25 protein-coding genes and 2 pseudogenes are annotated in these 20,848 nt (G+C 46.1%); 22 read left to right on the forward strand and 5 right to left on the reverse strand.

Annotated features, from left to right (window positions below; genetic code table 11):
- The coding region (locus ACNRUY_RS17390; protein WP_488112916.1) for a hypothetical protein at positions 1-387 on the reverse strand (387 nt) is incomplete at its 3' end.
- 345 nt (positions 388-732) lie between these two features.
- Between ACNRUY_RS17390 and ACNRUY_RS17395 the strand changes: the two genes are divergently transcribed.
- Positions 733-1,953, forward strand: a complete 1,221-nt coding sequence (locus tag ACNRUY_RS17395; protein ID WP_488112917.1) for an AAA family ATPase — start codon at positions 733-735, stop codon at positions 1,951-1,953.
- Positions 1,953-2,918, forward strand: coding sequence for a ParB family protein (locus ACNRUY_RS17400; RefSeq protein ID WP_488112918.1), 966 nt, complete (start codon positions 1,953-1,955; stop codon positions 2,916-2,918). Before ACNRUY_RS17395 ends, ACNRUY_RS17400 begins: the two co-directional genes overlap by 1 nt.
- A 129-nt stretch (positions 2,919-3,047) precedes the next feature.
- Here the strand turns inward: ACNRUY_RS17400 and ACNRUY_RS17405 are convergent, their stop codons facing one another.
- From ACNRUY_RS17405 to ACNRUY_RS17420, 4 genes and pseudogenes are all read right to left on the reverse strand, one after another.
- Complete coding sequence (locus ACNRUY_RS17405) at positions 3,048-3,698, reverse strand: conjugal transfer nickase/helicase domain-containing protein (protein WP_488112950.1); 651 nt, start codon at positions 3,696-3,698, stop codon at positions 3,048-3,050.
- Positions 3,699-4,718: pseudogene (gene mobH / locus ACNRUY_RS17410) on the reverse strand (MobH family relaxase); the annotation flags it as partial. It abuts the gene before it with no gap.
- A 51-nt stretch (positions 4,719-4,769) separates the two neighbouring features.
- Positions 4,770-5,150 (reverse strand): hypothetical protein, encoded by a 381-nt coding sequence (locus tag ACNRUY_RS17415; RefSeq protein WP_488112919.1) that lies wholly within the window; start codon positions 5,148-5,150, stop codon positions 4,770-4,772.
- A 419-nt stretch (positions 5,151-5,569) separates the two neighbouring features.
- A pseudogene (locus ACNRUY_RS17420) lies at positions 5,570-5,800 on the reverse strand (ATP-binding protein); the annotation flags it as partial.
- A 96-nt stretch (positions 5,801-5,896) separates the two neighbouring features.
- Here ACNRUY_RS17420 and ACNRUY_RS17425 point away from each other — a divergent pair.
- The 20 genes from ACNRUY_RS17425 to ACNRUY_RS17520 all read left to right on the forward strand — a co-directional run bounded on the left by ACNRUY_RS17425 (position 5,897) and on the right by ACNRUY_RS17520 (position 20,836).
- Positions 5,897-7,273, forward strand: coding sequence for a ParB family protein (locus ACNRUY_RS17425; protein WP_488112920.1), 1,377 nt, complete (start codon positions 5,897-5,899; stop codon positions 7,271-7,273).
- 2 nt (positions 7,274-7,275) lie between these two features.
- Positions 7,276-7,893 (forward strand): STY4526/YPO1902 family pathogenicity island replication protein, encoded by a 618-nt coding sequence (locus ACNRUY_RS17430; protein ID WP_488112921.1) that lies wholly within the window; start codon positions 7,276-7,278, stop codon positions 7,891-7,893.
- A gap of 2 nt (positions 7,894-7,895) precedes the next feature.
- Positions 7,896-8,756 (forward strand): PFL_4669 family integrating conjugative element protein, encoded by an 861-nt coding sequence (locus tag ACNRUY_RS17435; protein ID WP_488112922.1) that lies wholly within the window; start codon positions 7,896-7,898, stop codon positions 8,754-8,756.
- 179 nt (positions 8,757-8,935) lie between these two features.
- Positions 8,936-9,391: a hypothetical protein gene (locus ACNRUY_RS17440; RefSeq protein WP_488112923.1), complete on the forward strand. Its 456-nt coding sequence runs from the start codon at positions 8,936-8,938 to the stop codon at positions 9,389-9,391.
- A 502-nt stretch (positions 9,392-9,893) separates the two neighbouring features.
- The gene (gene pilL2, locus ACNRUY_RS17445; RefSeq protein WP_488112924.1) at positions 9,894-10,331 is read left to right on the forward strand and encodes a PFGI-1 class ICE element type IV pilus protein PilL2; all 438 of its coding nucleotides are present in this window, start codon (positions 9,894-9,896) and stop codon (positions 10,329-10,331) included.
- Positions 10,324-11,199, forward strand: coding sequence for a hypothetical protein (locus ACNRUY_RS17450; protein WP_488112925.1), 876 nt, complete (start codon positions 10,324-10,326; stop codon positions 11,197-11,199). The genes pilL2 and ACNRUY_RS17450 overlap by 8 nt, the downstream gene beginning before the upstream one ends.
- A 6-nt stretch (positions 11,200-11,205) precedes the next feature.
- Positions 11,206-11,463, forward strand: coding sequence for a hypothetical protein (locus tag ACNRUY_RS17455; RefSeq protein WP_488112926.1), 258 nt, complete (start codon positions 11,206-11,208; stop codon positions 11,461-11,463).
- A complete protein-coding gene (locus ACNRUY_RS17460; RefSeq protein ID WP_488112927.1) occupies positions 11,432-12,199 on the forward strand; it encodes a TIGR03759 family integrating conjugative element protein in 768 nt (255 codons plus the stop codon). Before ACNRUY_RS17455 ends, ACNRUY_RS17460 begins: the two co-directional genes overlap by 32 nt.
- Positions 12,177-12,692 carry a lytic transglycosylase domain-containing protein gene (locus tag ACNRUY_RS17465; protein WP_488112928.1) on the forward strand — a complete coding sequence of 172 codons (516 nt, stop codon included), beginning with the start codon at positions 12,177-12,179 and terminating at the stop codon, positions 12,690-12,692. Before ACNRUY_RS17460 ends, ACNRUY_RS17465 begins: the two co-directional genes overlap by 23 nt.
- 47 nt (positions 12,693-12,739) lie before the next feature.
- Positions 12,740-13,249: a PFL_4695 family integrating conjugative element protein gene (locus tag ACNRUY_RS17470; RefSeq protein ID WP_488112929.1), complete on the forward strand. Its 510-nt coding sequence runs from the start codon at positions 12,740-12,742 to the stop codon at positions 13,247-13,249.
- Complete coding sequence (traD, locus tag ACNRUY_RS17475; RefSeq protein ID WP_488112930.1) at positions 13,246-15,396, forward strand: type IV conjugative transfer system coupling protein TraD; 2,151 nt, start codon at positions 13,246-13,248, stop codon at positions 15,394-15,396. The genes ACNRUY_RS17470 and traD overlap by 4 nt, the downstream gene beginning before the upstream one ends.
- The gene (locus tag ACNRUY_RS17480) at positions 15,393-16,112 is read left to right on the forward strand and encodes a TIGR03747 family integrating conjugative element membrane protein (RefSeq protein ID WP_488112931.1); all 720 of its coding nucleotides are present in this window, start codon (positions 15,393-15,395) and stop codon (positions 16,110-16,112) included. The genes traD and ACNRUY_RS17480 overlap by 4 nt, the downstream gene beginning before the upstream one ends.
- A gap of 150 nt (positions 16,113-16,262) precedes the next feature.
- The gene (locus ACNRUY_RS17485) at positions 16,263-16,580 is read left to right on the forward strand and encodes an integrative conjugative element protein, RAQPRD family (RefSeq protein WP_488112932.1); all 318 of its coding nucleotides are present in this window, start codon (positions 16,263-16,265) and stop codon (positions 16,578-16,580) included.
- On the forward strand, positions 16,570-16,806 hold the full coding sequence (locus ACNRUY_RS17490; RefSeq protein WP_488112933.1) for a TIGR03758 family integrating conjugative element protein: 237 nt from the start codon (positions 16,570-16,572) through the stop codon (positions 16,804-16,806). Before ACNRUY_RS17485 ends, ACNRUY_RS17490 begins: the two co-directional genes overlap by 11 nt.
- 21 nt (positions 16,807-16,827) lie before the next feature.
- On the forward strand, positions 16,828-17,181 hold the full coding sequence (locus tag ACNRUY_RS17495; protein WP_488112934.1) for a TIGR03745 family integrating conjugative element membrane protein: 354 nt from the start codon (positions 16,828-16,830) through the stop codon (positions 17,179-17,181).
- Positions 17,181-17,543, forward strand: coding sequence for a TIGR03750 family conjugal transfer protein (locus tag ACNRUY_RS17500; protein WP_488112935.1), 363 nt, complete (start codon positions 17,181-17,183; stop codon positions 17,541-17,543). The genes ACNRUY_RS17495 and ACNRUY_RS17500 overlap by 1 nt, the downstream gene beginning before the upstream one ends.
- Positions 17,544-17,549: 6 nt before the next feature.
- Positions 17,550-18,185, forward strand: coding sequence for a PFL_4703 family integrating conjugative element protein (locus ACNRUY_RS17505; protein ID WP_488112936.1), 636 nt, complete (start codon positions 17,550-17,552; stop codon positions 18,183-18,185).
- A gap of 24 nt (positions 18,186-18,209) precedes the next feature.
- Positions 18,210-19,019, forward strand: coding sequence for a TIGR03749 family integrating conjugative element protein (locus tag ACNRUY_RS17510; protein WP_488112937.1), 810 nt, complete (start codon positions 18,210-18,212; stop codon positions 19,017-19,019).
- 4 nt (positions 19,020-19,023) lie between these two features.
- The gene (locus tag ACNRUY_RS17515; protein ID WP_488112938.1) at positions 19,024-20,478 is read left to right on the forward strand and encodes a TIGR03752 family integrating conjugative element protein; all 1,455 of its coding nucleotides are present in this window, start codon (positions 19,024-19,026) and stop codon (positions 20,476-20,478) included.
- Positions 20,435-20,836, forward strand: a complete 402-nt coding sequence (locus ACNRUY_RS17520; RefSeq protein WP_488112939.1) for a TIGR03751 family conjugal transfer lipoprotein — start codon at positions 20,435-20,437, stop codon at positions 20,834-20,836. Before ACNRUY_RS17515 ends, ACNRUY_RS17520 begins: the two co-directional genes overlap by 44 nt.
- Positions 20,837-20,848 lie beyond the last annotated feature (12 nt).

A 20,848-nucleotide genomic window follows, 5' to 3' on the forward strand; every position in this document is an offset into this window, starting at 1 on the left:
AAGGGTGACCACCGGGGGGTAAAGGGTGACCACCGGGGGGTAAAGGGTGACCACCGGGGGGTAAAGGGTGACCACCGGGGGGTAAAGGGTGACCACCGGGGGGTAAAGGTGACCGTTGGGGGGTAAAGGTGACCGTTGGGGGGTAAAGGTGACCGTTGGGGGGTAAAGGTGACCGCTGGGGGGCGAAGGTGACCGTTGGGGGGTAAAGGTGACCGCTGGGGGGTAAAGGTGACCGTTGGGGGGTAAAGGTGACCGTTGGGGGGTAAAGGTGACCGTTGGGGGGTAAAGGTGACCGTTGGGGGGGTAAAGGTGACCGTTGGGGGGTAAAGGTGACCGTTGGGGGGGTAAAGGTGACCGTTGGGGGGTAAAGGTGACTGTTGGGAGCATATTCAACACTGAAAGATAAGAGCAATTGCCCATATTTAGCTAAAGCGATATGAAGGGGAAATTTCTGTGCAAAAAATAACAAAAGAGCTGAGATGATCGTGCAAATAGTGCTTGTAAGGTGACCAAAAGGGGGTAACCGCCCTACCCTATTCTCAAGTGTTATGTGACTGACTGGTATAAAAAACCGGCTAATTCATGGCTGAACCCTTTTTGTAGTAGTGCATCAACATTGTAACTATCCAAATCGATTCCAGTGCCGATTTACTGGATTGGGTGCCGGTTTTATGGTTAGAATTGGAAAAACCGGAACCTTAGGCAATCTTCTTTGAAACAGTGGGGCTAAACATGAAACCAGATGCTCGAAGCCAGATGGGACGACTGAAGAGAAGGTCAGAACGGATGCTTAAAGACATGGGACGCCATATTGAGGGGCAAAAAAAAGAACTAGGCGCTAGTGGTTACTATAAAACGTACTCGAAGGGGGAGCTTACTAGCGAGTTGGGGATATCCAAGAGGGTCGCTCAACTAACACTCAATGCTATGCAAGAAAGTGGCATCACATTGAATCGAGATGAAAACAAAGCCACCAGGCCATACAAGTTGACTATCGAGGATGTTGCTGCTTTTTATTCATTTCGAGAGGAGCCAAAACTTCGGAATAAGTATGAAAAAGCATGGGTGGTGTTTATAGGGAACTTGAAAGGCGGGATCTCCAAGACAGTATCGACTGTTTCTATTGCACATGGTATGCGGACGCACCCCAGGCTCTTGAAAGAAGATCTTCGAATATTGGTTGTTGACCTTGACCCCCAGGCGTCGGCAACGATGTTTTTATCTCATCAACATGCTGTGGGTTTAGTTGAGAACACTGCGGTTCAAGCCATTCTCCAAGACTTACCTGCAGAAGAAATAAAAAATGATTTCATTATCAAAACCCAGGTGCCAGGCGTAGATGTTCTGCCAGCATCTATAGATGATGGCTTTACTGCTGCAATGTGGGATTCTCTGTGTAAAGAGCACTTACCAAATATCCGGCCGAATGATGCTTTAAAGGAATGTCTTATCAGGAAAATTGAGAAAGACTATGACTTCATTTTTTTAGATACGGGCCCCCATTTGGATGCTCTTCTTAAGCAGTGTGTAGTTGCAGCCGATATGATGGTCACCCCAATTGCACCTGCTCAGGTAGATTTTCATTCAACTCTGAGATATTTATCGAGGCTTCCAGATATTGTTGAAATGATAGAGGAAACTGGGTCAGAAGTTCGCTACCACACAAATGTTGCGATGATGACCAAGCTGGCGAATAAAAAAGATCAGCAGGTTGCACATGGCCAAGCAAAAGAGGTGTTTGGTGGCGATATGCTAGATGCCGCCCTACCCCGCCTCGATGCTATGGAGAGATGTGGAGAAACATTCGATACTGTTATAACGATTTCACCAGCAAATTATGACGGGTCGAAAGATGCTTTAAAGAAAGCCAGAGAGTCTGTTTTTTCTGTATCGAAGGCGCTATTTGAACGGATAGAGTTTATTCGCTCTGATCTTAACGAGGAGAATAAGTGATGGCCATTGGTAGACAATTTAAAAATCAGGCTCCAGATCTTGGTGAGCGGGAGATCGTACTGTCCAATGGTGAAACTATTATTTTCACTGCGTTTCATGTTGATGCTGGTCAGGTTGAGACTCTTACAACTGTCAATACATCAATCAATTGTCGTGATCAGGAAACTCTGACAGTAGAGTCTGTAGCTGATATAACAAAATCAATATCTACTCATCAATGGTTTCCGGTCATTGGGAAATATTCCAATAATGGTAAACATATTGAAATTCTTGATGGATCTAGGCGTCGTCTAGCAGCCCTTCAGGCTGGAGTAGGTCTTGACCTTTTGTTAGCTGAAAAGGGCAGTAAAATATCCCAAGAAGACGCAAAAGCTATTTCGAAAGAAATTCAGACAGCAAGAGAACATACTATCAGAGACCTTGGAGTCTCTTTACTTCCCCTCTGGGAAGCAGGGGACAAGCAAGCTGAAATTGCCAAAATACACGGTTTGTCTGTTGCAAAAGTCAATAGGGCTTTAACAGCCGCAAGAGTCCCGGTAGAGATTATAACTATTTTTTCAGATCCGAATGAGCTGACTCACTCGGATTATAAATCCTTACTAAAGATCAGTGAGGCGCTTAAAGAAAAGAAAATGCCTCTCAATGCTCTTATCAAGAACGTAACTGAAAATAAAACAAAGAAACTTACTAAGGTAAAAAGTAAGCTAAAGAAGGATGAAGAAAAAGTGCTGGTTATGACTCTCTTTCAGTCTGAGTTCAATGAGCTGTTTAAAAAAAGCAAAGTCAGGGAGTTTGTGGCACACCCTTTATTGCATTTTGTTGAGAAGGACAAATATGCTCGCAAGCGGGTAAAAGGTAGCAAAATTCATTATGAGTTTAATAGGTTGGAAGCTGACGTCAGAAAAGAGATAGATGAGGCAATTTCTGATGTTTTGGAGAAACATTATGAAATAGAAGCTGAATGAGATCTAAACCTCTTAAAATAAACACGGTTTTGCTCCATCTTTCGCAACACCAAGAAAACCTCTGAAGCCCTTTATTTACAAGGGTTTCAGGAGATTTTATCTGGTTATTTCAGGGTGAAATCGCAAGCATTAGACTACTATTTTAAGGTGTGGGTTGTCACTGGGTATAGGGCCATCACCAAATATACTTACAGGGTCAGTAACCAGATAGCCAGTAACTATGGATGTCTTTCTCGGCCCTTTCACTTCACATCTGGTTAGATTTTTGCCTGATAGGGTTTTTTCATGAATAAATAATTTCTGAAACTCTTTTTGTACCTTTTTATCATTTTTTACCCCTTGTCCATCAACTAGAGACAGCTTCACCTGGATAGTAGGGTTCCTGACATAGCGCTGAAATATAGCTGGGCTTACCAAGAGCACTTTCCCATCAACAACATGAACATGGGCTTTTGGTTCATTAATCTTGATTGATCGATCAGCTACACCAGATACAACCCACTCTAAAAACTCACTCCCTATCCGGGTTTTCTCTATTTTTTTTGTTGATTCAATTTTCTGGGTTTGATCATCCATTTCCAATTGATGACTACCATTATCGCTGTTGATTGGAAGAGGATACTGAATCTCAACGCAAGCCGTATCTTCTTTCCTTTTTTTATTTTTGATACGATCTTGGCGCTGACCGTGAGGAGTAACTGAAATAATAGGGGTGACCGAACCATTAAAATCTGGCGGGCACTCATTTGGCCAGATAGTATTAAGTTTGAACTTTAGCATTGTCAGTTCTTGGAACCAGTCCCGACTTTCATCATGAACCTTGCACTTCCATACAGCCTTACCATCTGGGGTTTTCTCAACAAGATCATGTTCCATTAGGATATCAAAAACCCGGGCAACATTTTTTGGGACCGAACGGATACCCTCACTAAACAGATGTGTGGTGGCAGCCTCAACAGTCGCTTTAGACACCAACCAAGCACTGCCATTTTTAATCCAGCCTGCAGCACCTGGTTTGTTTACGGTGAGTCGGCCCTCGTGGAATAGGAATCGGATAGCCATAATTAATTGCTCATGAAGACCTACCGATTTGTTTGCGAGAGGGGAGGCTAATTCTTCTAATGGTGACACCAGGGAAGTTGCGCCAAGGGATTTGCTCACAGATGCCTTGTCGGCTTTTCTGACTATTTCACCTATAGCTCCGGACAGTGAACCTTTCCCGCTCATTTGAGCAAACAAATATGTCAGCAATGTTTTATCTTCAAGCAACCACTTCAGGCCAATATCTGGGACTACTATAGATAATAGAGCCGATCCAGCCCACTCATGCTGATTATGTTTTCGCCCAAGACGGAACTTGAAGGCGTAGGCATTTCCTGGCTTGATAGGGCCTAGCCATGGTGCCCACAGGCTATACTCATCAGGAGTTCCGCTTACTATATCGAGATCAGTAAATAGTTTGCCGCAATCATGAAGCAGACTGCATACACAAGTTGCGTATGTATATCGCTCTGCTTTCAGTGAATTACTTTCAGGGGGCTCATTGGGTGGTAGGACGTAACCTCTCCTCAGTCTAAGAGCATTCAAACAGCATTCAAGAGAGTGATCTAAAAACCCCCCATCAAATGAATGGTGGTGGGCTTCTGACGCAGGAAGAGACTGAACAATATCTGCCCAGTTTTGAAATAGAGTCTCGTAACAGTCTTTCCATACCTGTTCGGTAACACTCAGTTCTTTCTTGACCTTTTTAAGCAAGATTTGCCTGTGTGGTAAGGAAAGATGTTGGCCATTGGATTGCGCTAAATGCCATCCAGGGGGAAGGTTAGAAGTTTTTTTTTTCGACTAAATAGATCAATCACTGTACATCACCAGTAGTGTTTCAAGCAAGTGTGAAGGGGTTCCCTCATCCCATATTCGAACGTATTTGTACTTGTCTAAAAACTCATCAAATGTACATTCATAAGGATTCCAGGCATTCTGAAAGTTGTTTGAGCACACACGAATAGTTGAGATGTATATATCGTTCAAAATATGACTAAGAGAAATGTAATTCAGTTCATCTCTGGATTTAAGTATTTTTGCAAGTTCCACTTCTGGTACGCGTTCTGGCTCAATAAACATTTCGAGCCCTTTATAATGGTCGAAGAATTTATTTAGCGGCTCAGCATACTTAGGAAGCTTGAGCCGAAACAGCTGTCTTACACATTCATCCCTATATTTTCTTGTATCCACAGCGGCCTCCCAAATCAACAAGGAACAGCATTTACAAATTCGTGTGTTGTGTCCAGAGAAAATAGAAAATCCAAAAAAGAGAGTTTTTAAGCATTAGGAAATGGCGCTCAATGTTCAGTCATGGACGTGTGCTTGCGGTGCTGTCCATGATCGGTGCACATTCTGGTCAGGTTGAACACCTATTAAGGAAAACACGAAGAAGTGTTCAAGAGACACCAGAACCGGTGGTTACCGGTTACCAGCATAGGTGTTCAGGGGAGGACAGAATATGCAGCTGTGCGACCTTTTGGGTTTGGGTGGCGATGGATAGCGAACAGTGTTACCACCAATTTGAAATGTCCCTTTTTCATCAGTTTGAGATGTCCGGTTTTCATCAATAATCGTTTGACCGGTTATCACCGGTTAAGTTCTCTGTTGGGTCAGTTGTCTCCTTTGGCGGGTTTGTTCTTTAGAAGGCCTGCTTTGCGTTTTTCCTTGAGTCGGTAGCTCTCGCCTTTGATGTTGATGGTCGTGGCGTGATGTAACAGCCTGTCCAGTATGGCAGTAGCGATCACCTGGTCTCCGAAGATTTCACCCCAGTCTGAGAAGCTCTTGTTCGAGGTCAGGATAGTGCTGCCTTTTTCGAATACCCGAAAAGAAAAGAAAAGTGAAACTGATCACAAAACCTTATTGACTTTGATCAATGATACCATGGTTCTAGATAACTTAGGATAACTATAAATAACATAAACGACAAATTTAGTACAATGAAAAGGCAAGAAACTCAAAAAGCATACATAGGTGATGAAAAATTACCCACTCACATTATAGAGGTAACTCTTGATCAAATTGTATGCTTTAAGGAAAATGTTCGGCTTGCTCAAAACCCTGCAAAAGATGAGTTAAAGAACTCAATTAGAGCCAATGGATTGATCAACCCTCTAGTATTAACAAAAAGTTCAAGCCAAAATTCCAGCTACATTGTTGCAAAAGGTGGGAACACCAGGTTAGAGGTGCTGAAAGAGTTGTATGCTGAAACAAAAGAGGAAAGGTTTTATCGTATAAAATGTGTACTGGTCAGCAAAATGTCCGAACTGGATATGCTCGTAAACCACTACTCTGAAAATGCGACTCGTGGTGGAAATACATTCATTGAAAGGTCTCTGTTTATATCAAAGATCATTGACAAGATCAGGGAACCAGGAGATAGCTATCGAACGTTATCAGCAAAGTTAAAAAATACTGGTATAGATATTCATTACACCACCATATCAATTATGGAGTATGCAGATAATACTCTGATGCAATACATCCCGGCAGCACTTAAAGCTGGCCTGGGTTGCTCAGCAATAAAAAAAATCAGAACATTACACAATGAGCTGAAAAAATTATTTGATGCACAAGTAGTTTCCGAACATATCTCAGATGCTATTTTTTTTGGCGCACTCGAAGATGTAGATGCAGAAGAGTTGTCATTCTCAGATCTAAAAAAAGCAATAGTAAACTCCAAATACATAAATGGACTAGAAAAAGGGCAGAAGTATTTATTTAAAATGAATGCCGATCTTCTTTTTTCCGGTCGTGACGCAGTTAATCAGTCTGTAGAGAACGTTGCAAATATTAAGATAGACTCAAAAAGTGAAGTAGGTGCAAAAGCAAACAATAAAGGTCAAGTAAAGAGCGATAGTAGCCTGGAGAGTTATAGAGATCAGGCTTATAGGATTGCACATAAGATTGCCACTGAATCATTTAATAATACTGATGTCTGTAAATTGTCGGTAGGTTATGGCTTTAGTATTGATATACCAGAAAAACCTTACTCAAATTCAGTTGAGGCGTCGTTTTGGCTATTTTTGTTTGTATTAAGTGGAATAACTGATGCGACACCAGATGTAGCATTAAACAGCAACCACAATATTTATGAAATGCCTCGGTTATCGAAATGTTTACAGGAAAACCCCATGGCTGTAAATAACTATCGTTGTCTCATGAACGTAATTAAGCATAACGTTGGAGTCGATCCTATAAATTTGTTCATGTTTCCGAGTGCATACTTAACGCACCCCGAATTAAAAAATGAAGAGCAGCAAAATATTTTTGAACTTTTAAGCATAATCAAGCAGATTAGAACGGGGTGTCCATAGTTATGGTAAAAGAAAACAGGAGATTAATAAATCTAAAGCACAATGTAGCGACACATATAATCCACTACGTACTAGATCTATTAAAAGACAGTAACACAAAAGAGATATGCGCTTTAGGAATAACCATCGACTATCAACAGTATATCCAAAGGATGTCTGCAATAGAGGTTGAGGAGTTGAAAGAAAAAGCCTCATCTTATATTACAGATGAGGCAAGCTTTAATTGTGAAAGCTTCTGTCGGGAAGTGATTATGGTAGTACAAAATAGCTTGGCAAGGAAATTGATTGAAAAGGCATTGAAACTAAAAGCCCCATACGCTCTCATGAATCAGCTATTTGGATTAACAACTACTGACTGCTCATCATTAAGAAAACTGTACAATATAAAGACTTCTCCTGGAAGAATAAGAATACCGCCAGATAACATACAGGAGAAAATAATTCGATGTTGGCATAATAACAGGGGGCTAAATGTGGCGGAAAGATTTATTGTTACTGCTGAACAGTCAGGAGAACCCATTTTTAATATCTGGGCATTATATAACAAAATAGGAAACAGTAATGAAGTGTTTAAATCAGGCTGCATTGAATTGAATAAACTCGAAGAGGGTAGGAGCTAACGATGGAAATCACATTAAACAAAGCAAAGCCAATAACACGCTTTGGGAGTGATAGTGTTGTCCATGATGACAAAAAAAGCACAATTAATGATAAACGACTTAAGAGTGATATAAAACTCACATTGCATACAAACCTGGCAATGAGATTGTGGTCTGGTAGAAAAAAAACTGATGACCTTCCTGCGATTGTCTCATTCCCAAGGTTTGCAGATGCCAGCCGTTTAATTGAACAGTCAACACGAAATGATGATCCTTATGCTGACTATTATTTCTATAAGTTGCACAATGATCTGATTAATTCAAGATCGAAAATGCAGGAAATGAGAACGGCTGTAGAAGAGTTAATTAGTTCAGGTATTCCGGATGGCTTATCAATGACAAGTAGTATGTCTCAGAATCCAGAAGTCATTGAGTTAAGGATCGCTTCCAAACTTGCATTTATTGCAACCTATCTGCTTTCCGATTTTGATATGTTGGTACGGCAAGTAATGTTGGCACGGCATGTTGCATTAATGGATAGGGAAACATCTGACCGGTTTCTCTATCAGGCGCAGAAGCTTGTTCGATCTATTCTCCATAGTACCGACAAGTGGCGGTTCACTGGTGTAACAAGGGATGATATGTCTTCAAATAATCCGGCAGCTAGGCGAGCAATTGAGGCAATGGGTGATTTAGAGCCAGAGTTTTTAACTGGCGAAAAGCGTTCTCCTCTGGCACCACCTATCATTAGACAGTCAAACCTTCATAAGAGCAAAGAATCGCCGGTCGAAATAACCAGTGATAATTCATTGGAGGGGGAGCTTGAGGTTAATATAGATAGGTTGGAGGCCGAGGAAAGTCAGGTCGAATTGACCGCGCCATGAAATGGTGCCAGTGGCACCACTCAAAATCGCTGATTGGTGCCGGTAGCACCACCCAATGGTGCCAGTGGCACCACTCAAAATGGTTGTCAAACATTCAGATAGAGCAAAAAACACCCGTTTTATTCTGAAGAAAAGCCAATAAATAGATAATTTGGTATTCAAGAGCTAGATAACTTGGGATGAAAAAAATAGATAACTGCGATGAGATCCCTTTACTATTATATTTACCTTTTAAGGGTAAGGGGGCACAGGACTGTTTAGTGCTGATCGATGAGATGCAGTCAAACCTGGTTAGTCGGTTTGAGCAGGTAAAGGTCGAAATGAAGGAGTTTGTTCATGAATACCGACAGAATTGCCAGAACCTACCGGTAAGGATCGTTATACAAAATACGCCCAGAGGCAGTTATTTGCGGTGGCGAACCAGTGCAAAAAATAGTCATCAGCAGAAATACCTTACCCTCTACACCCTGATGACTGATGTTTCGATAGCTGAGCCAACAAGAGACATTCTGCGGATGTACTCGCAAAAAATGATTCATATCAATACTGTAACCAGCTTACTGCACCACGATATCTCTGTTTTACAGCGTTACAGGACTGACTTGGAAACATGTATGTTTGACAAACCCCTGTAACCGGTAGAAGATAACCACATTGATCAAGCAGTAACGGCCATGGTGGATGCTGCTGAGAGATGGCCATCGTTGACAGTGATTAAAAACAGGGCTGGTTTTCCAGAATCGTTTTGAACGAACAATTCAGGAAAGCCAGTTTTGGCATTAACGCAACGTCACTTCCAGCGGAAATTGGAAGTCCTTTTGTGTGCGGATGCACGCCATGGTAAGAGCCAGATCTGCATAGGGCTCAAACAGCGAATGCTGTATCAGATCATTGCCAGGTGAGATTTGTTAACGGTCAAACTTTACTGGTTACTTTATCCTCCTTTTCACGATAAAAAAGCCGGATACTTGTAGACAATAAATAGACAACAGCCTCGGAACACCGGGGCTTTTTTGTATCTGAAAGTCAAGGAAAAAATATAAAACAATCGTAAATAAAATGATTTAGGTTTTCTGCATGACTATGGAGGTTGTTACTGATAATAATGAGCGGCAAAAATAGATACTGGAGCAGGCCGTGAAAAAAATACTCATAACTGCTGCGCTGGCATTTATGCCTCTTGCAGTATCAGCACAACTCACAGAAGAAACCAGAATGGGGCGTTATAGCCTGGTTAACATTAGTGGTGTAGCCCATCAAAAGAGCCCATTGCAGGTTGTGGTCGATACGACGATTCCAAGAGAGATAAACAATATAGGGGAATCCATCGAGTTTTTATTATTGCGATCTGGCTATACCATGGCCGATCCGCAGGTTACTGATAGCAAGTTGGCTGAGTTTTATAAGCTGCCCATTCCAGAGGTTCATCGCAAACTTGGACCGATCAAACTGATTGACGCTCTTCACGTATTAACGGGTGAGGCCTTTATCCCTGTAGTGGATCCGGTTCACCGGCTGATTAGCTTTGAGCTTGACGAAAAAATGACAAGGATGCTCGGAGGCCAAAATGGGTAATGCCGTTGATAAAAGTCTATTTGTGACAGAATCTGTTATTGATCAAAATTTGGATGAGGCTCCTATTTCGCAACCCAATGACAGCCTGCTTAACATGTCAGATGAGGAAGAAGTCAAGGACAAGAAGCAGGGAAAAATGAGTAAAAAGGAAAAAGCAAATAGAAGCCCAGGGAAGTTGAAAAAAGCAGTACTGCTTACGAGCATGTCCCTTGTAGGAGTACTTGCAATCTCTGTATCTGTTGTTGCCCTGAAGCATGGGAAACAAACTTATCAAACACTCACCAGTGCTGTGGACAGCAACAGCAATGGCCTGCAACTGCTCCATCAGGAAATGTTGTCGATTCGTGGTGAGTTTGATGGTATTGAAAGTAACCGCAGACTGTATGATGCGCTGTCACAAGAAAGTAGAGACTTAAAATCTCTTCTTGCAAAACTTATGGATTCCCAGGCCGCAATAAAAAATGATGTTGATCAATTCGACTCCAGGATTAAGCAGCTCACTACCTCTCTGGATAAATTCAGAGGGCTTGATCACCAGGTACGTAAGCTGCAACAGGATGTAAATCGTATTGATTCGAATGCGACTGCCCGTGTTACTCAAAGGGAGCCTGTAGCGTCCAGATCTGCACCTCAACCTAAGCCAAATAATGCTGCGCTTTCAGATGATAAACCGACTTTTCGCCTGCTATCGATCGACCGCTGGGCTGGAACTGCTCAGGCCATATTCAAGACCCCGGACGGTGTAACGGTTTTCATGAATCATGGTGAAATAAAAGATGGATGGCAGCTGACTGAAATTAACTTCAGCGACAGAACCGCAATGCTTACCAAGGGGGTGAAAACGGTCCGTATGACTACATCAGTGTGACGAAAAATGAATAAATACAGCGCAATTCTTTTTATCTCTACGGTGCTGCTTGGGGGGTGTCAGACAAATAAAACACCGGATCAGCCAGCCATTGTGTTGATGATTGAGCATCGAGACTGTCAGTTCCAGGATCGGGAAATTCGCTATAGAGATCTGACAGGGAAGGGCGATGAGAGGGTTTATCTGAGGAACGATTTACCCTGTGTTGTACGAACAGATACAGGGGTGAACTTTGAAAAAGCCATCATTGAAAACAGTCTTTAACGTTCTGACTGCACTGGTTCTATTCCATTCTCCGTATATATTTGCCGCAAGTTCCAGTGCAGAGCAAACTCAATACATTGGATCTTCTACAGGCCAGACCAATAATCGGCTTTCTGCAGAAGAGAAAACACAAGCCGATCACTGGAAACTGAGCGAAAAAGAGTGGGTACGTTACGAGGAGATCATGACTGGGCGCCGTGGTATCTGGTCACCGGGTTTGGATCCAGTTACGGCATTAGGTGTTCATGCAGAGACAGAAGAAGAGCGCATCCGGTACGCTGAACTATGGGTGCAACTGGAATACGAAAGAACCAGCAAGGAACTGGCATTTGAGCGTGCCCGGGTAGCTGCTGCAAAGCGCCTTTACCCTGAGCTTCCAGCCATTAATAACCAGTCGTTCATTGATGATCACCAGGCACGACGCGCTGCCATTGAACAAAACAAATGGGCACTGTTTACTGATCTGAGTTGCGATAGCTGCGATGAACTATTGCCAAGGTTGATGAAAAGTCTTGGAGGCGCTGGCAGGCTCGATATTTACGTTCGAAATGCCAGTGATCAGGAAATCCGATCCTGGGCTGCAAAGCACAAGATACCACCCGAAAAGGTCCAGCAACGGCTTGTGACACTGAACCGGGCACGCTATTCCGACATGATTAGTCTCGGTGCCTATGGTGATGAGCCCAAGCTGTTCAGTATGGATGCCAATGGAAATGCTGAAGAAGTTACCCTTTAGTGTCCTGGTATTTACTCTTGTCATCTGCCGGTCCGCCTTTGCAGAACCCTCGTTGTACCGGGAGGTTGAGTACTTCCATGGTATTCCACCCTATCTGCTCTATGCCATTGCTTTGACGGAATCAGGCACCACCCTGGCAACAGGGGAGTACATGCCCTGGCCCTGGACCTTGAATGTGAATGGTGAACCCCGTTTTTTCAGGACAAGAAGAGCGGCCTGGCACAATCTAAAGCAACTAAAAGCGGCTGGACGTAGCAATATTGATATCGGTGCTACCCAGATCAATTGGCATTGGCACAAGCACCGATTTCAGGATTCCTGGTCGGCACTGGACCCGCAAATCAATATTCGAACCGCTGCAAGAATACTGGTTGAGTGTAAACAGAGACGGGGCGACTGGGTGAAGGCCGTCGGGTGTTATCACTCTCCTGGTAACCGGCAACGGGCACTGGCATACACCGAAAGAGTTTATAAGCAATGGAAAAACCTTTGACTGTGCCTGTATTAACTTCACGAACGACCCTGCCAGTGATTTTGGTAATGACCGTACTGCTACTCTTCCTCTTGGTCAGCCCTGCAGAAGCTGCTGTCAGAACCATGACGGTGGTTTATGACGGCGGAGGTGTCAGCATCCAGCCTTACCTTGAGGTGGTTCAGTCGGCGGATGCCAAAGGTAATGTTCAGTCCAATATCCGCCCGATCCAGTACGATGATCCCCGTCATGCCATGCTGCCGGTGCAAACGCCTGAATTAAGTCCCGGGCCGTTGCCTGCAAAGTTTATTGCCAAATCAATACAGGGCATGGTTTACCCACTGGTGATTGTGGGGGCTGATCGGGACAGCTACCGATGGCTACAGGCCAATCAGGAAGTTTTAAAAAAAATGGGGGCAGTGGGTATTGCGGTGAATATCAGAACGGCGGCAGAGCTTGAGCGACTGGAAGCACTCTCCGGGCTTCGCATGAGCCCCGTTCAGGGGGGAGATATAGCCCGGATGTGGGGGTTGAGGAACTACCCGGTACTGATTACTTCAGAGGGCATCCACCAGTGAGTAAATACCCCATTGAAGCCTTGTTGAGGCCGCCGGTTGAGTTATTCAGCGGCACTGTCAGCCTTGGCGCTGCTGCCATTTCTGTTATTGCTCCTTCCACGATCATGATGACGCCCAGTGTTGGGTATATGGCAGGGTGTCTGTTTGGGGGGCTGAGTCTTGTACGCTTTTGGCAGGGCAGCAAGATTATTCGTTACCAAAACAATATGCGTCGGTTGCCTCTGTACGAACTTACCAGCCGCAAGATTCCGGTATCTCATAAAAAACTGTTTCTTGGTAAAGGTTTTCGCTGGACACAGACGCACACCCAACGACTCAGGGATGCACAGCAGCCTGATTTCAAAAAATACGTCGATCAAAAACCAGCTTACTATTGGGCCAGGCGAAAGGAAGTGGAGTGGGAAGAGGGGGCACTCCGATATTTTGCCAGGTTACTGTCCTCTGACAACCGGTTAAATCCATTGAGACCACTACCTCCTGTTGGGGGGAAACCGATCCTCCATGCGGTTGAGCCGGATGAGGAGAATGTCCACCTCTCTCTTGGTGAGCGTGTTGGACACACTTTGGTTTTAGGAACGACCCGGGTAGGCAAGACCCGGTTGGCCGAGATCCTTCTTACTCAGGACATTCATCGAGACAACAATGTGGTGATTTTCATCGATCCTAAAGGTGACGCGGATGTTCTCTGTCGTATGTATGGTGAAGCGAAGAAAGCCGGGCGCCTGGATGAGTTCTATGTTTTTCACCTTGGATATCCGGAAATCTCAGCCCGGTACAACGCCATTGGCAACTTTGATCGTATTACTGAGGTGGCCACTCGAACAGCGGGGCAGCTAGCCAGCTCTGGCAACTCTGCAGCATTCAAAGAGTTTGGCTGGCGGTTTATCAACATTATTGCCCGGGCCCTGGTGGATCTGGGGAAACGACCTGACTTCAACCTCCTGCTGAAGCACGTCACCAATATTGAGCCGCTGTATATCGAATACTGCGAACACTGGTTGCATCGAGAGGGAATGAGAGACTGGCATCTTCATGTTGACCAGATCGAAGAGAAGCTGAACCCCAAAAACACGCCCTATCATTTGAAGGATCGGGAGCCCCGGGTGGTTGCTCTGGAGATATACATCGGGCGGATGAACACCTATGACCCGATCATTAATGGACTGCGAAGTGCTGTCCGCTATGACAAGACATACTTCGACAAGATTACTGCCAGTCTGTTGCCCTTTCTGGAAAAAATTACAACGGGTCAGACGGCGGACTTGATTGCCCCGGATTACTTTGACATCGAAGATGAGCGGCCGCTGTTTGACTGGATGCAGGTTATTCGTAAAAAGGGGATTGTTTATATCGGGCTGGATGCGCTTTCAGATCCGGATGTTGCAACAGCGGTGGGCAACACGGTGTTTGCAGATATTGTGTCGGTGGCTGGTCATATCTACAAACATGGGATTGAGCACGGCCTGGTTAATGGTGATCCCGAAGCCATGCCGAAAATATGCCTGCATGGGGATGAGTTCAGTGATCTGATCGGTGACGAGTTTATTCCCATGGTGAACAAAGGGGGAGGATCCGGCCTGCAAATTACGGCTTACACTCAGACTCTCTCTGATATTGCCGCCAGGGTGGGTGATGAAGCCAAAGCAGGACAGGTTCAGGGGAACTTCAATAATCTGATCATGATGAGGGTCAGAGAGAAAAAAACGGCGGAATACCTGACCGAGCAGCTGCCCCAGGTTGAGATTCGCCAGGTGACAACGATTTCGGGGAGCAATGACTCCTCAACGGTTACTAACGACATCGATTTTACATCGGGCGTACAGGACCGTATTACCACGCTGCGTGTTCCGATGATTGAGCCAGCCGATATCATTCAGCTACCTAAAGGACAGGCATTTGCATTGTTAGAGGGTGGCCATCTCTGGAAAATCCGAATTCCCCTGGCAAAGCCGGTCACAGACAGCGCGATGCCCTCGAATTTGCAAAACCTGGCAGTACAAATGCGAAAAGCCTATCGAACATCGGAGAATTGGTGGGTTGGTGGGGGCGCTGTGACTGCACATTCCCGGTCTAACGAGGACAGCCATTCGCCTGAGAGTGATTTTTCGGCTTTCAATCCTGGAGTGGCTGAGGAGGAAACGGTTTGAGTTCGGAACAACACCAGCAAAGCAAGGAGCCGAGGGGGCCGGTTGGCCATGTGCTTGCCACTGTCAGTAAAGTGGTTGGTGTTTTATTTATTTCCCTGATCATATCCATTGTTATTGAATGGGTTGGCATTTCTTTTTGGTGGGAGGACGGGTACCGGCATTCCCAGTCATTACTGGAACAGGAGGTTGAATACCTGAATCGGGATTTCAAGGATTCGATATTGAGCTCCAGCCCGGTAGAGTTTGTTGATCGCACAGCGGGCAGGGCCAGTCAGATCCTGTTTGAAGATTCGGGTTTTATGTCGGGCCTGGAGGAGCTGAGAGCCAACAGTGAGCTGGACGGCTTCCGGGGATACCTGGGGCGTTTTTATCTGGGGCTGGAAAGCTACATCGTCTCTGCTGTGATGGTCATTCAGCTGTTCATGGTGCGGTTGAGTATCATGGTGTTGTCGTTGCCCCTGTTTGCATTGTGTTGCGTGGTGGGCTGTGCTGAGGGGTTGATGCAGCGGGACCTGCGCCGGTGGGGTGGGGGGCGGGAGAGCGGTTTTATCTATCACCATGCCAAACGGCTGGCCATCCCCGTTTTTCTGCTGGCATGGCTGGTCTATCTGTCCATTCCGATCAGCCTGCACCCGAACCTGATATTGACCCCCTTTGCTGCAACGATGGGACTGGTTGTTTATGTCGGAGTGAGCAAATTCAAAAAATATTTATGAAACAAACAGGCATCGTTATTTTTAAAAAACACAAATCAAGGGCTGTTTGTACAAAAAAAAATCATCCTAATTCAATTTACGATTTATTCATGTTTTTTTTCTCTGGCTTTGGTACATATTCGTCATGCTAACCGGACTGGCCAGAACATCATGAATAAACTTTTACTTATAGCCGCCTTGTGTCTTTCAACCAACAGCTTTGCGATGCAGTACACGGATGTCTATCAGGAGCGAGAGACGCTAACCCGACTGCTGGAACAAATCAAAAACCTGATGCCGATGGCGGATCTGGCAGAGGTGCAGTCCAATGCTTCTGATCGGCGCCATCGCTTTGATTACCTGTCCCTGAAACGAGACTTGATGACCATTCAGTACGGGTTAACGCACTACCTGGAATCCCCCATGGAGCCGAGGTCGCTGGATCACAACTTGAAGGGCAGCTACCGGAGCTTCGAGGATGAACGATGATCAGTTGGCCGCATTCACAGAGGGGGCTGCGGGGAAGTTTGGAGCCAGTGATACCGCTTTTCTTTTTGCTGGAACGTTAGCCGCTGTTGTTTTGATCTGGTTTACCTGGGTCGCCATAAGAACCTATCAGGGGTATGCCAAAGGCGATGTATCCAGCAATGAAGCAGGAGGCGTCATTCTCAGGGCAGCTCTGTTGCTTTCCATCCTTTTGTACATGCTGATTTAAGTCTATTTGGGGGATTAATACGTGAGAATTCAATCAAATTTAGCCCGTGTGTGGGTGGGAGTACTTGGCCTTCTGAGCGTTCAGAATGTGTTGGCGTCCGGTCAGTTGCCAACGGTATCCGCCCCGTCCAGGGGATCAAGTGACGGTAATTTCATCAAACTGATACAGGATTATGGTTATGACCTGGTGATGCTGGCCAGCCTTGGTGTCGCTTCCATTGCCTTTCTGGTGGTGGCCAACAACGTGATCAGTACTTACCGGGAGATTCAAAAGGATCGCAAGACCTGGGGAGACCTGGCTGCGCATGGTGGCATCGGAGCTGTACTGCTGGTTGCGGTGGTGTTTCTAATGAATGAGGTCATTGGAATTCTCTGATGGAAGACAAGGCAAGCACTCTCCAGTTTATACCGGACAGGCTGAACCAGGAGCCGGTGGTGTTTCGTGGCCTGACCAATACCGAACTGTTTCAGACACTGGGGTTTGGGTTTCTGGGGTGGTGTCCTGTCTGCGTTCTGTTCGCCTCGTTTTTCGGGGTAGGAATTCTGGGCATTGGCTTGGCCATACTGATGACGGCTATCACCCTGCTGGTTGTGGGTAGCCGACTTCAGAGCATCAAGCGGAATCTGCCAGATGGCCAGCACACAGTCATTTTCAATCGGTGGCTCCAGGGAAAAGGCATTAAAAATTCCGGTTACTGTCTTTACACCGGGCGTTGGGATACAAGGCGAACGAAATAAAAAGTCATGTCAAAACTCAGAAATGCTGTTAAATCACGGGATCAACACATATTGTCCTTAAGGGCTTTTATTCTCTTTCTCCTTTTTATAATTGGTGGCTTGATCAATGGGTGGTCAAAAGCGCCTGATGATATCACGGTACATGTGCCTCCGGATTTAAGGACAGGCTCTGTCAGAAATATCAACGAAATTCCTGCTGCCAATATTTACACGTTCGGGCTTTATATTTTCCAACAACTCAACCGCTGGCCCAAAGATGGAAGCGAGGATTATTTTCAACAGATCCACAGGCTGAGTTGTTATATGACCCCGGGTTTTCAGAAGAACCGGTTGAATAATTACGAAGCCAAAAAAGCCAATTTCGAGCTGAGTCGCCGTGTGCGTGCCGTCCATGAGATCCCCGGAAAAGGCTATGACACCAAGCGGGTGTATGTTGAATCAAAAAATTCATGGGTGGTGTACCTGGATTTACAGGTGATTGAGCACCTGTCTGGTAAAAAAATCAAAGACACACTGCTTCGTTATCCGATCCGGGTGGTCCGGTACGACGTTGACCCTGAATGTAACCCTTGGGGGCTGGCGCTGGATGGTTTTACTGAAGACGCATCCCGTTTAAAACTGGTCAAGGAAGGTGAGGCTTAAGAAATGATTCGATCTGCGGTTTGTTTGAAATTAATCCTTGCCTGCTTTCTCAGTATTTTCTGGACAGGGATTCATGCGGTAGAAATCGCAAAGTGGGACCGGAAGCCGATCCCGGTACGCCTGAGCGTGGGCGATGAGCGGATTGTGTATTTTCCTGACAATGTTTCTGTAGGAGCCTCTTCGGGGGTGATGGACAAACTTCGCATTCAATCCAATGGTGGTGCCATTTTCCTTTTGGCCAGCCAGGACATCACCAAAACCCGTTTGCAGGTAAAACTGCACAGTACCGGGCATGTGGTGCTTCTGGATGTGTGGGCCGAACCGTCCGATCCCATCACCGAAGAAGTTCGTGTTGTCTTTAATGATCCGGCGGCGATAGAACAGGCCAGCGGAACCCAGCAGAAACTCAGTGTCAGTCAACAAAACACTGTTACTCCTGTGACCCTCACACGTTACGTTGCCCAACGGTACTACGCACCAAGACGACTGTGGGTTGATATTCCGGGAATTAATCAGGTGAATCTGAGGCTGGAAGGAGAGGTCAGACACCTGTTCAAAGGACGCAATTACGGATTGGTGCGGGCGGTCCCGGAAGCTGCATGGCAAGGGGGAGGCTACTACATCACGGCACTGAGGCTGACCAATCAATCCGTGCGAGACATTACACTGGAGTACACCGATATCAATGCCCAGTTTGAATACGCCACATTCCAGCATCACAGCCTGAAGCGAAGTGGTGTCCCCGGGGATACCAGTATGCTTTATCTGATCACCTCCAACCCCCTGGAACATGCTCTGTATCCATGGATGCCAACGGCACAGGCAGGGGGCTGAAGTCATGCACTCCAACATTATTTTGAAGGGGCTGAGTGTCGGAATTGTTCTTCTGGTTGTAGTGATCGGATACAACAAGGTGACCGATGGGGGGCGAGAGTTAGAACCCGCTGATACTGGCCCAGCATCTGGCAACAATCTTGATTCACGAGTGGACGACAGTACGCTCAAATCTCTGGGGGTAGAGGGAGACAATATTCAGGAAACCCTTAATACCGTTGTCGCCAGAATGTATGAGTATGAAGGCCAGTTAAAGGAAACCCTGCGTGAGAACTCTGACCTGAAGAGTGAGCTGACGGCCATTCAGGCCATGGAACAAACCATTGAGCAACGGATCATGGACCGGCTTAATAACAAGATCCCCGAACCTCAGAAACCGGATTCTCAACCCAAACCTCAAGGCTGGCTGGGAGATATGACGGATCGCGCCAAAAAGCTGGAAGACAATTATTTTGTGAATGGGGGGACGCTATCACCCGGGGCGGATATACCGGGGGGAATCGGTCTTTCAGGTGGGCAGATCCAGGAGTCACAACCCCATGATGAAATTGTCTGGATCGATCCTATGGATGCAAAGCAGGTTGCGGACCGAAGCATGGGGGCAGATGGTTTCAAGCTGGTGTTTCCGGAGACCCTAAAAGACTCATTTTCCAAAGCACAGAGTACCGTTGATCTGCACACGCCGGATATGTTCAAGCCCGATGACAAGGAGCCTGAGCTGGAGCCGTTCTTCACCATTCCAGCCAATGCCACTCTGATGGGCTCGGTTTCGATGAGTGCTTTACTCGGGCGCATTCCGATTGATGGTACTGTCGTTGATCCTTATCCCGTTAAGTTCATTGTCGGTCCTGAAAATCTGGCCACCAATGGCCTGAGTATTCCCGGGGAAGTAACAGGGATTGTGATGTCCGGTGTCTCCAAGGGCGACTGGACGCTCAGCTGTGTCAGCGCTGACATTTACTCTATGACTTTCACGTTTAGTGATGGAACCATCCGTACCCTGCCTGAAGGTTCTGAGTCCGGGACGCAGAGTACACAACCGATTGCCTGGATATCAGACCGTTATGGTGTGCCCTGCATAACCGGCAAGCGGATTACCAATGCTCCTCAATACATCAGCTCCAAAGTTGGACTGGGGGCCCTAGATGCTTATGCCAAGGCGCTTACTCAGGCGGAAGTAACCAATGTTGTGAATTCCGATGGCAGTACCACCAGTAGCGTTACCGGGGATGCTGCACGGTACGCCAGAAACACCATGATCAGTGGTGGGGCAGGGGAGATTCTTGATTGGGTGGATAAGCGAATGCAGCAGAGCTTTGATGCGATCTATGTTCCGCCAGGCGTGGAAGTGGTCATACACCCCACCGAACAGCTTGAAATTGATTACAACCCGAATGGCCGAAAGGTAAACCATTATGCAAACAAGAACAGCCCGGGCATTCGCCGCTCTCTTGATTAGTGCCGTCATTGCTGGATGCGCCAGCAAGGAGCAGATTATTCCGCAGCCGGATATGACCATGCGGGAAATCTATGAAGGGCAGACTGGACGCACAAACCCTGCAGCTGTGGATGAAAGCCGTTCTACGTTGAGAAGGCCGCTCACCCAACTGGAAACCGATCTTTCGACGTATGTTCGCAGTGAGTCCAATCACCTGAAGTCCCGATTTCAGACGCTGCCCAATCCAACGCTCTATATGTTCGTGGCACCGCACCTGTCTACCCGGGATCGGGTTCCGGTGCCGGGTTACCTGACGGAGTTCAAACTGTACGAGCGGGATGAATACGCTCTGCCTGGTGAAGTCACGCGCTGGAACTGAGGGGGCTAAATC

It is taken from the genome of Endozoicomonas sp. Z74, assembly GCF_057680865.1.

Excerpts from the sequence above, each read along its gene's own strand:
- ACNRUY_RS17395 (WP_488112917.1), top strand. The coding sequence starts at position 733 with ATGAAACCAGATGCTCGAAGCCAGATGGGACGACTGAAGAGAAGGTCA.
- ACNRUY_RS17400 (WP_488112918.1), top strand. The coding sequence starts at position 1,953 with ATGGCCATTGGTAGACAATTTAAAAATCAGGCTCCAGATCTTGGTGAG.
- ACNRUY_RS17405 (WP_488112950.1), bottom strand. The coding sequence starts at position 3,698 with ATGCTAAAGTTCAAACTTAATACTATCTGGCCAAATGAGTGCCCGCCA.
- ACNRUY_RS17425 (WP_488112920.1), top strand. The coding sequence starts at position 5,897 with ATGAAAAGGCAAGAAACTCAAAAAGCATACATAGGTGATGAAAAATTA.
- ACNRUY_RS17430 (WP_488112921.1), top strand. The coding sequence starts at position 7,276 with ATGGTAAAAGAAAACAGGAGATTAATAAATCTAAAGCACAATGTAGCG.
- ACNRUY_RS17435 (WP_488112922.1), top strand. The coding sequence starts at position 7,896 with ATGGAAATCACATTAAACAAAGCAAAGCCAATAACACGCTTTGGGAGT.
- ACNRUY_RS17440 (WP_488112923.1), top strand. The coding sequence starts at position 8,936 with ATGAAAAAAATAGATAACTGCGATGAGATCCCTTTACTATTATATTTA.
- ACNRUY_RS17450 (WP_488112925.1), top strand. The coding sequence starts at position 10,324 with ATGGGTAATGCCGTTGATAAAAGTCTATTTGTGACAGAATCTGTTATT.
- ACNRUY_RS17455 (WP_488112926.1), top strand. The coding sequence starts at position 11,206 with ATGAATAAATACAGCGCAATTCTTTTTATCTCTACGGTGCTGCTTGGG.
- ACNRUY_RS17465 (WP_488112928.1), top strand. The coding sequence starts at position 12,177 with ATGCTGAAGAAGTTACCCTTTAGTGTCCTGGTATTTACTCTTGTCATC.
- ACNRUY_RS17470 (WP_488112929.1), top strand. The coding sequence starts at position 12,740 with ATGACCGTACTGCTACTCTTCCTCTTGGTCAGCCCTGCAGAAGCTGCT.
- ACNRUY_RS17485 (WP_488112932.1), top strand. The coding sequence starts at position 16,263 with ATGAATAAACTTTTACTTATAGCCGCCTTGTGTCTTTCAACCAACAGC.
- ACNRUY_RS17490 (WP_488112933.1), top strand. The coding sequence starts at position 16,570 with ATGAACGATGATCAGTTGGCCGCATTCACAGAGGGGGCTGCGGGGAAG.
- ACNRUY_RS17500 (WP_488112935.1), top strand. The coding sequence starts at position 17,181 with ATGGAAGACAAGGCAAGCACTCTCCAGTTTATACCGGACAGGCTGAAC.
- ACNRUY_RS17505 (WP_488112936.1), top strand. The coding sequence starts at position 17,550 with ATGTCAAAACTCAGAAATGCTGTTAAATCACGGGATCAACACATATTG.
- ACNRUY_RS17515 (WP_488112938.1), top strand. The coding sequence starts at position 19,024 with ATGCACTCCAACATTATTTTGAAGGGGCTGAGTGTCGGAATTGTTCTT.
- ACNRUY_RS17520 (WP_488112939.1), top strand. The coding sequence starts at position 20,435 with ATGCAAACAAGAACAGCCCGGGCATTCGCCGCTCTCTTGATTAGTGCC.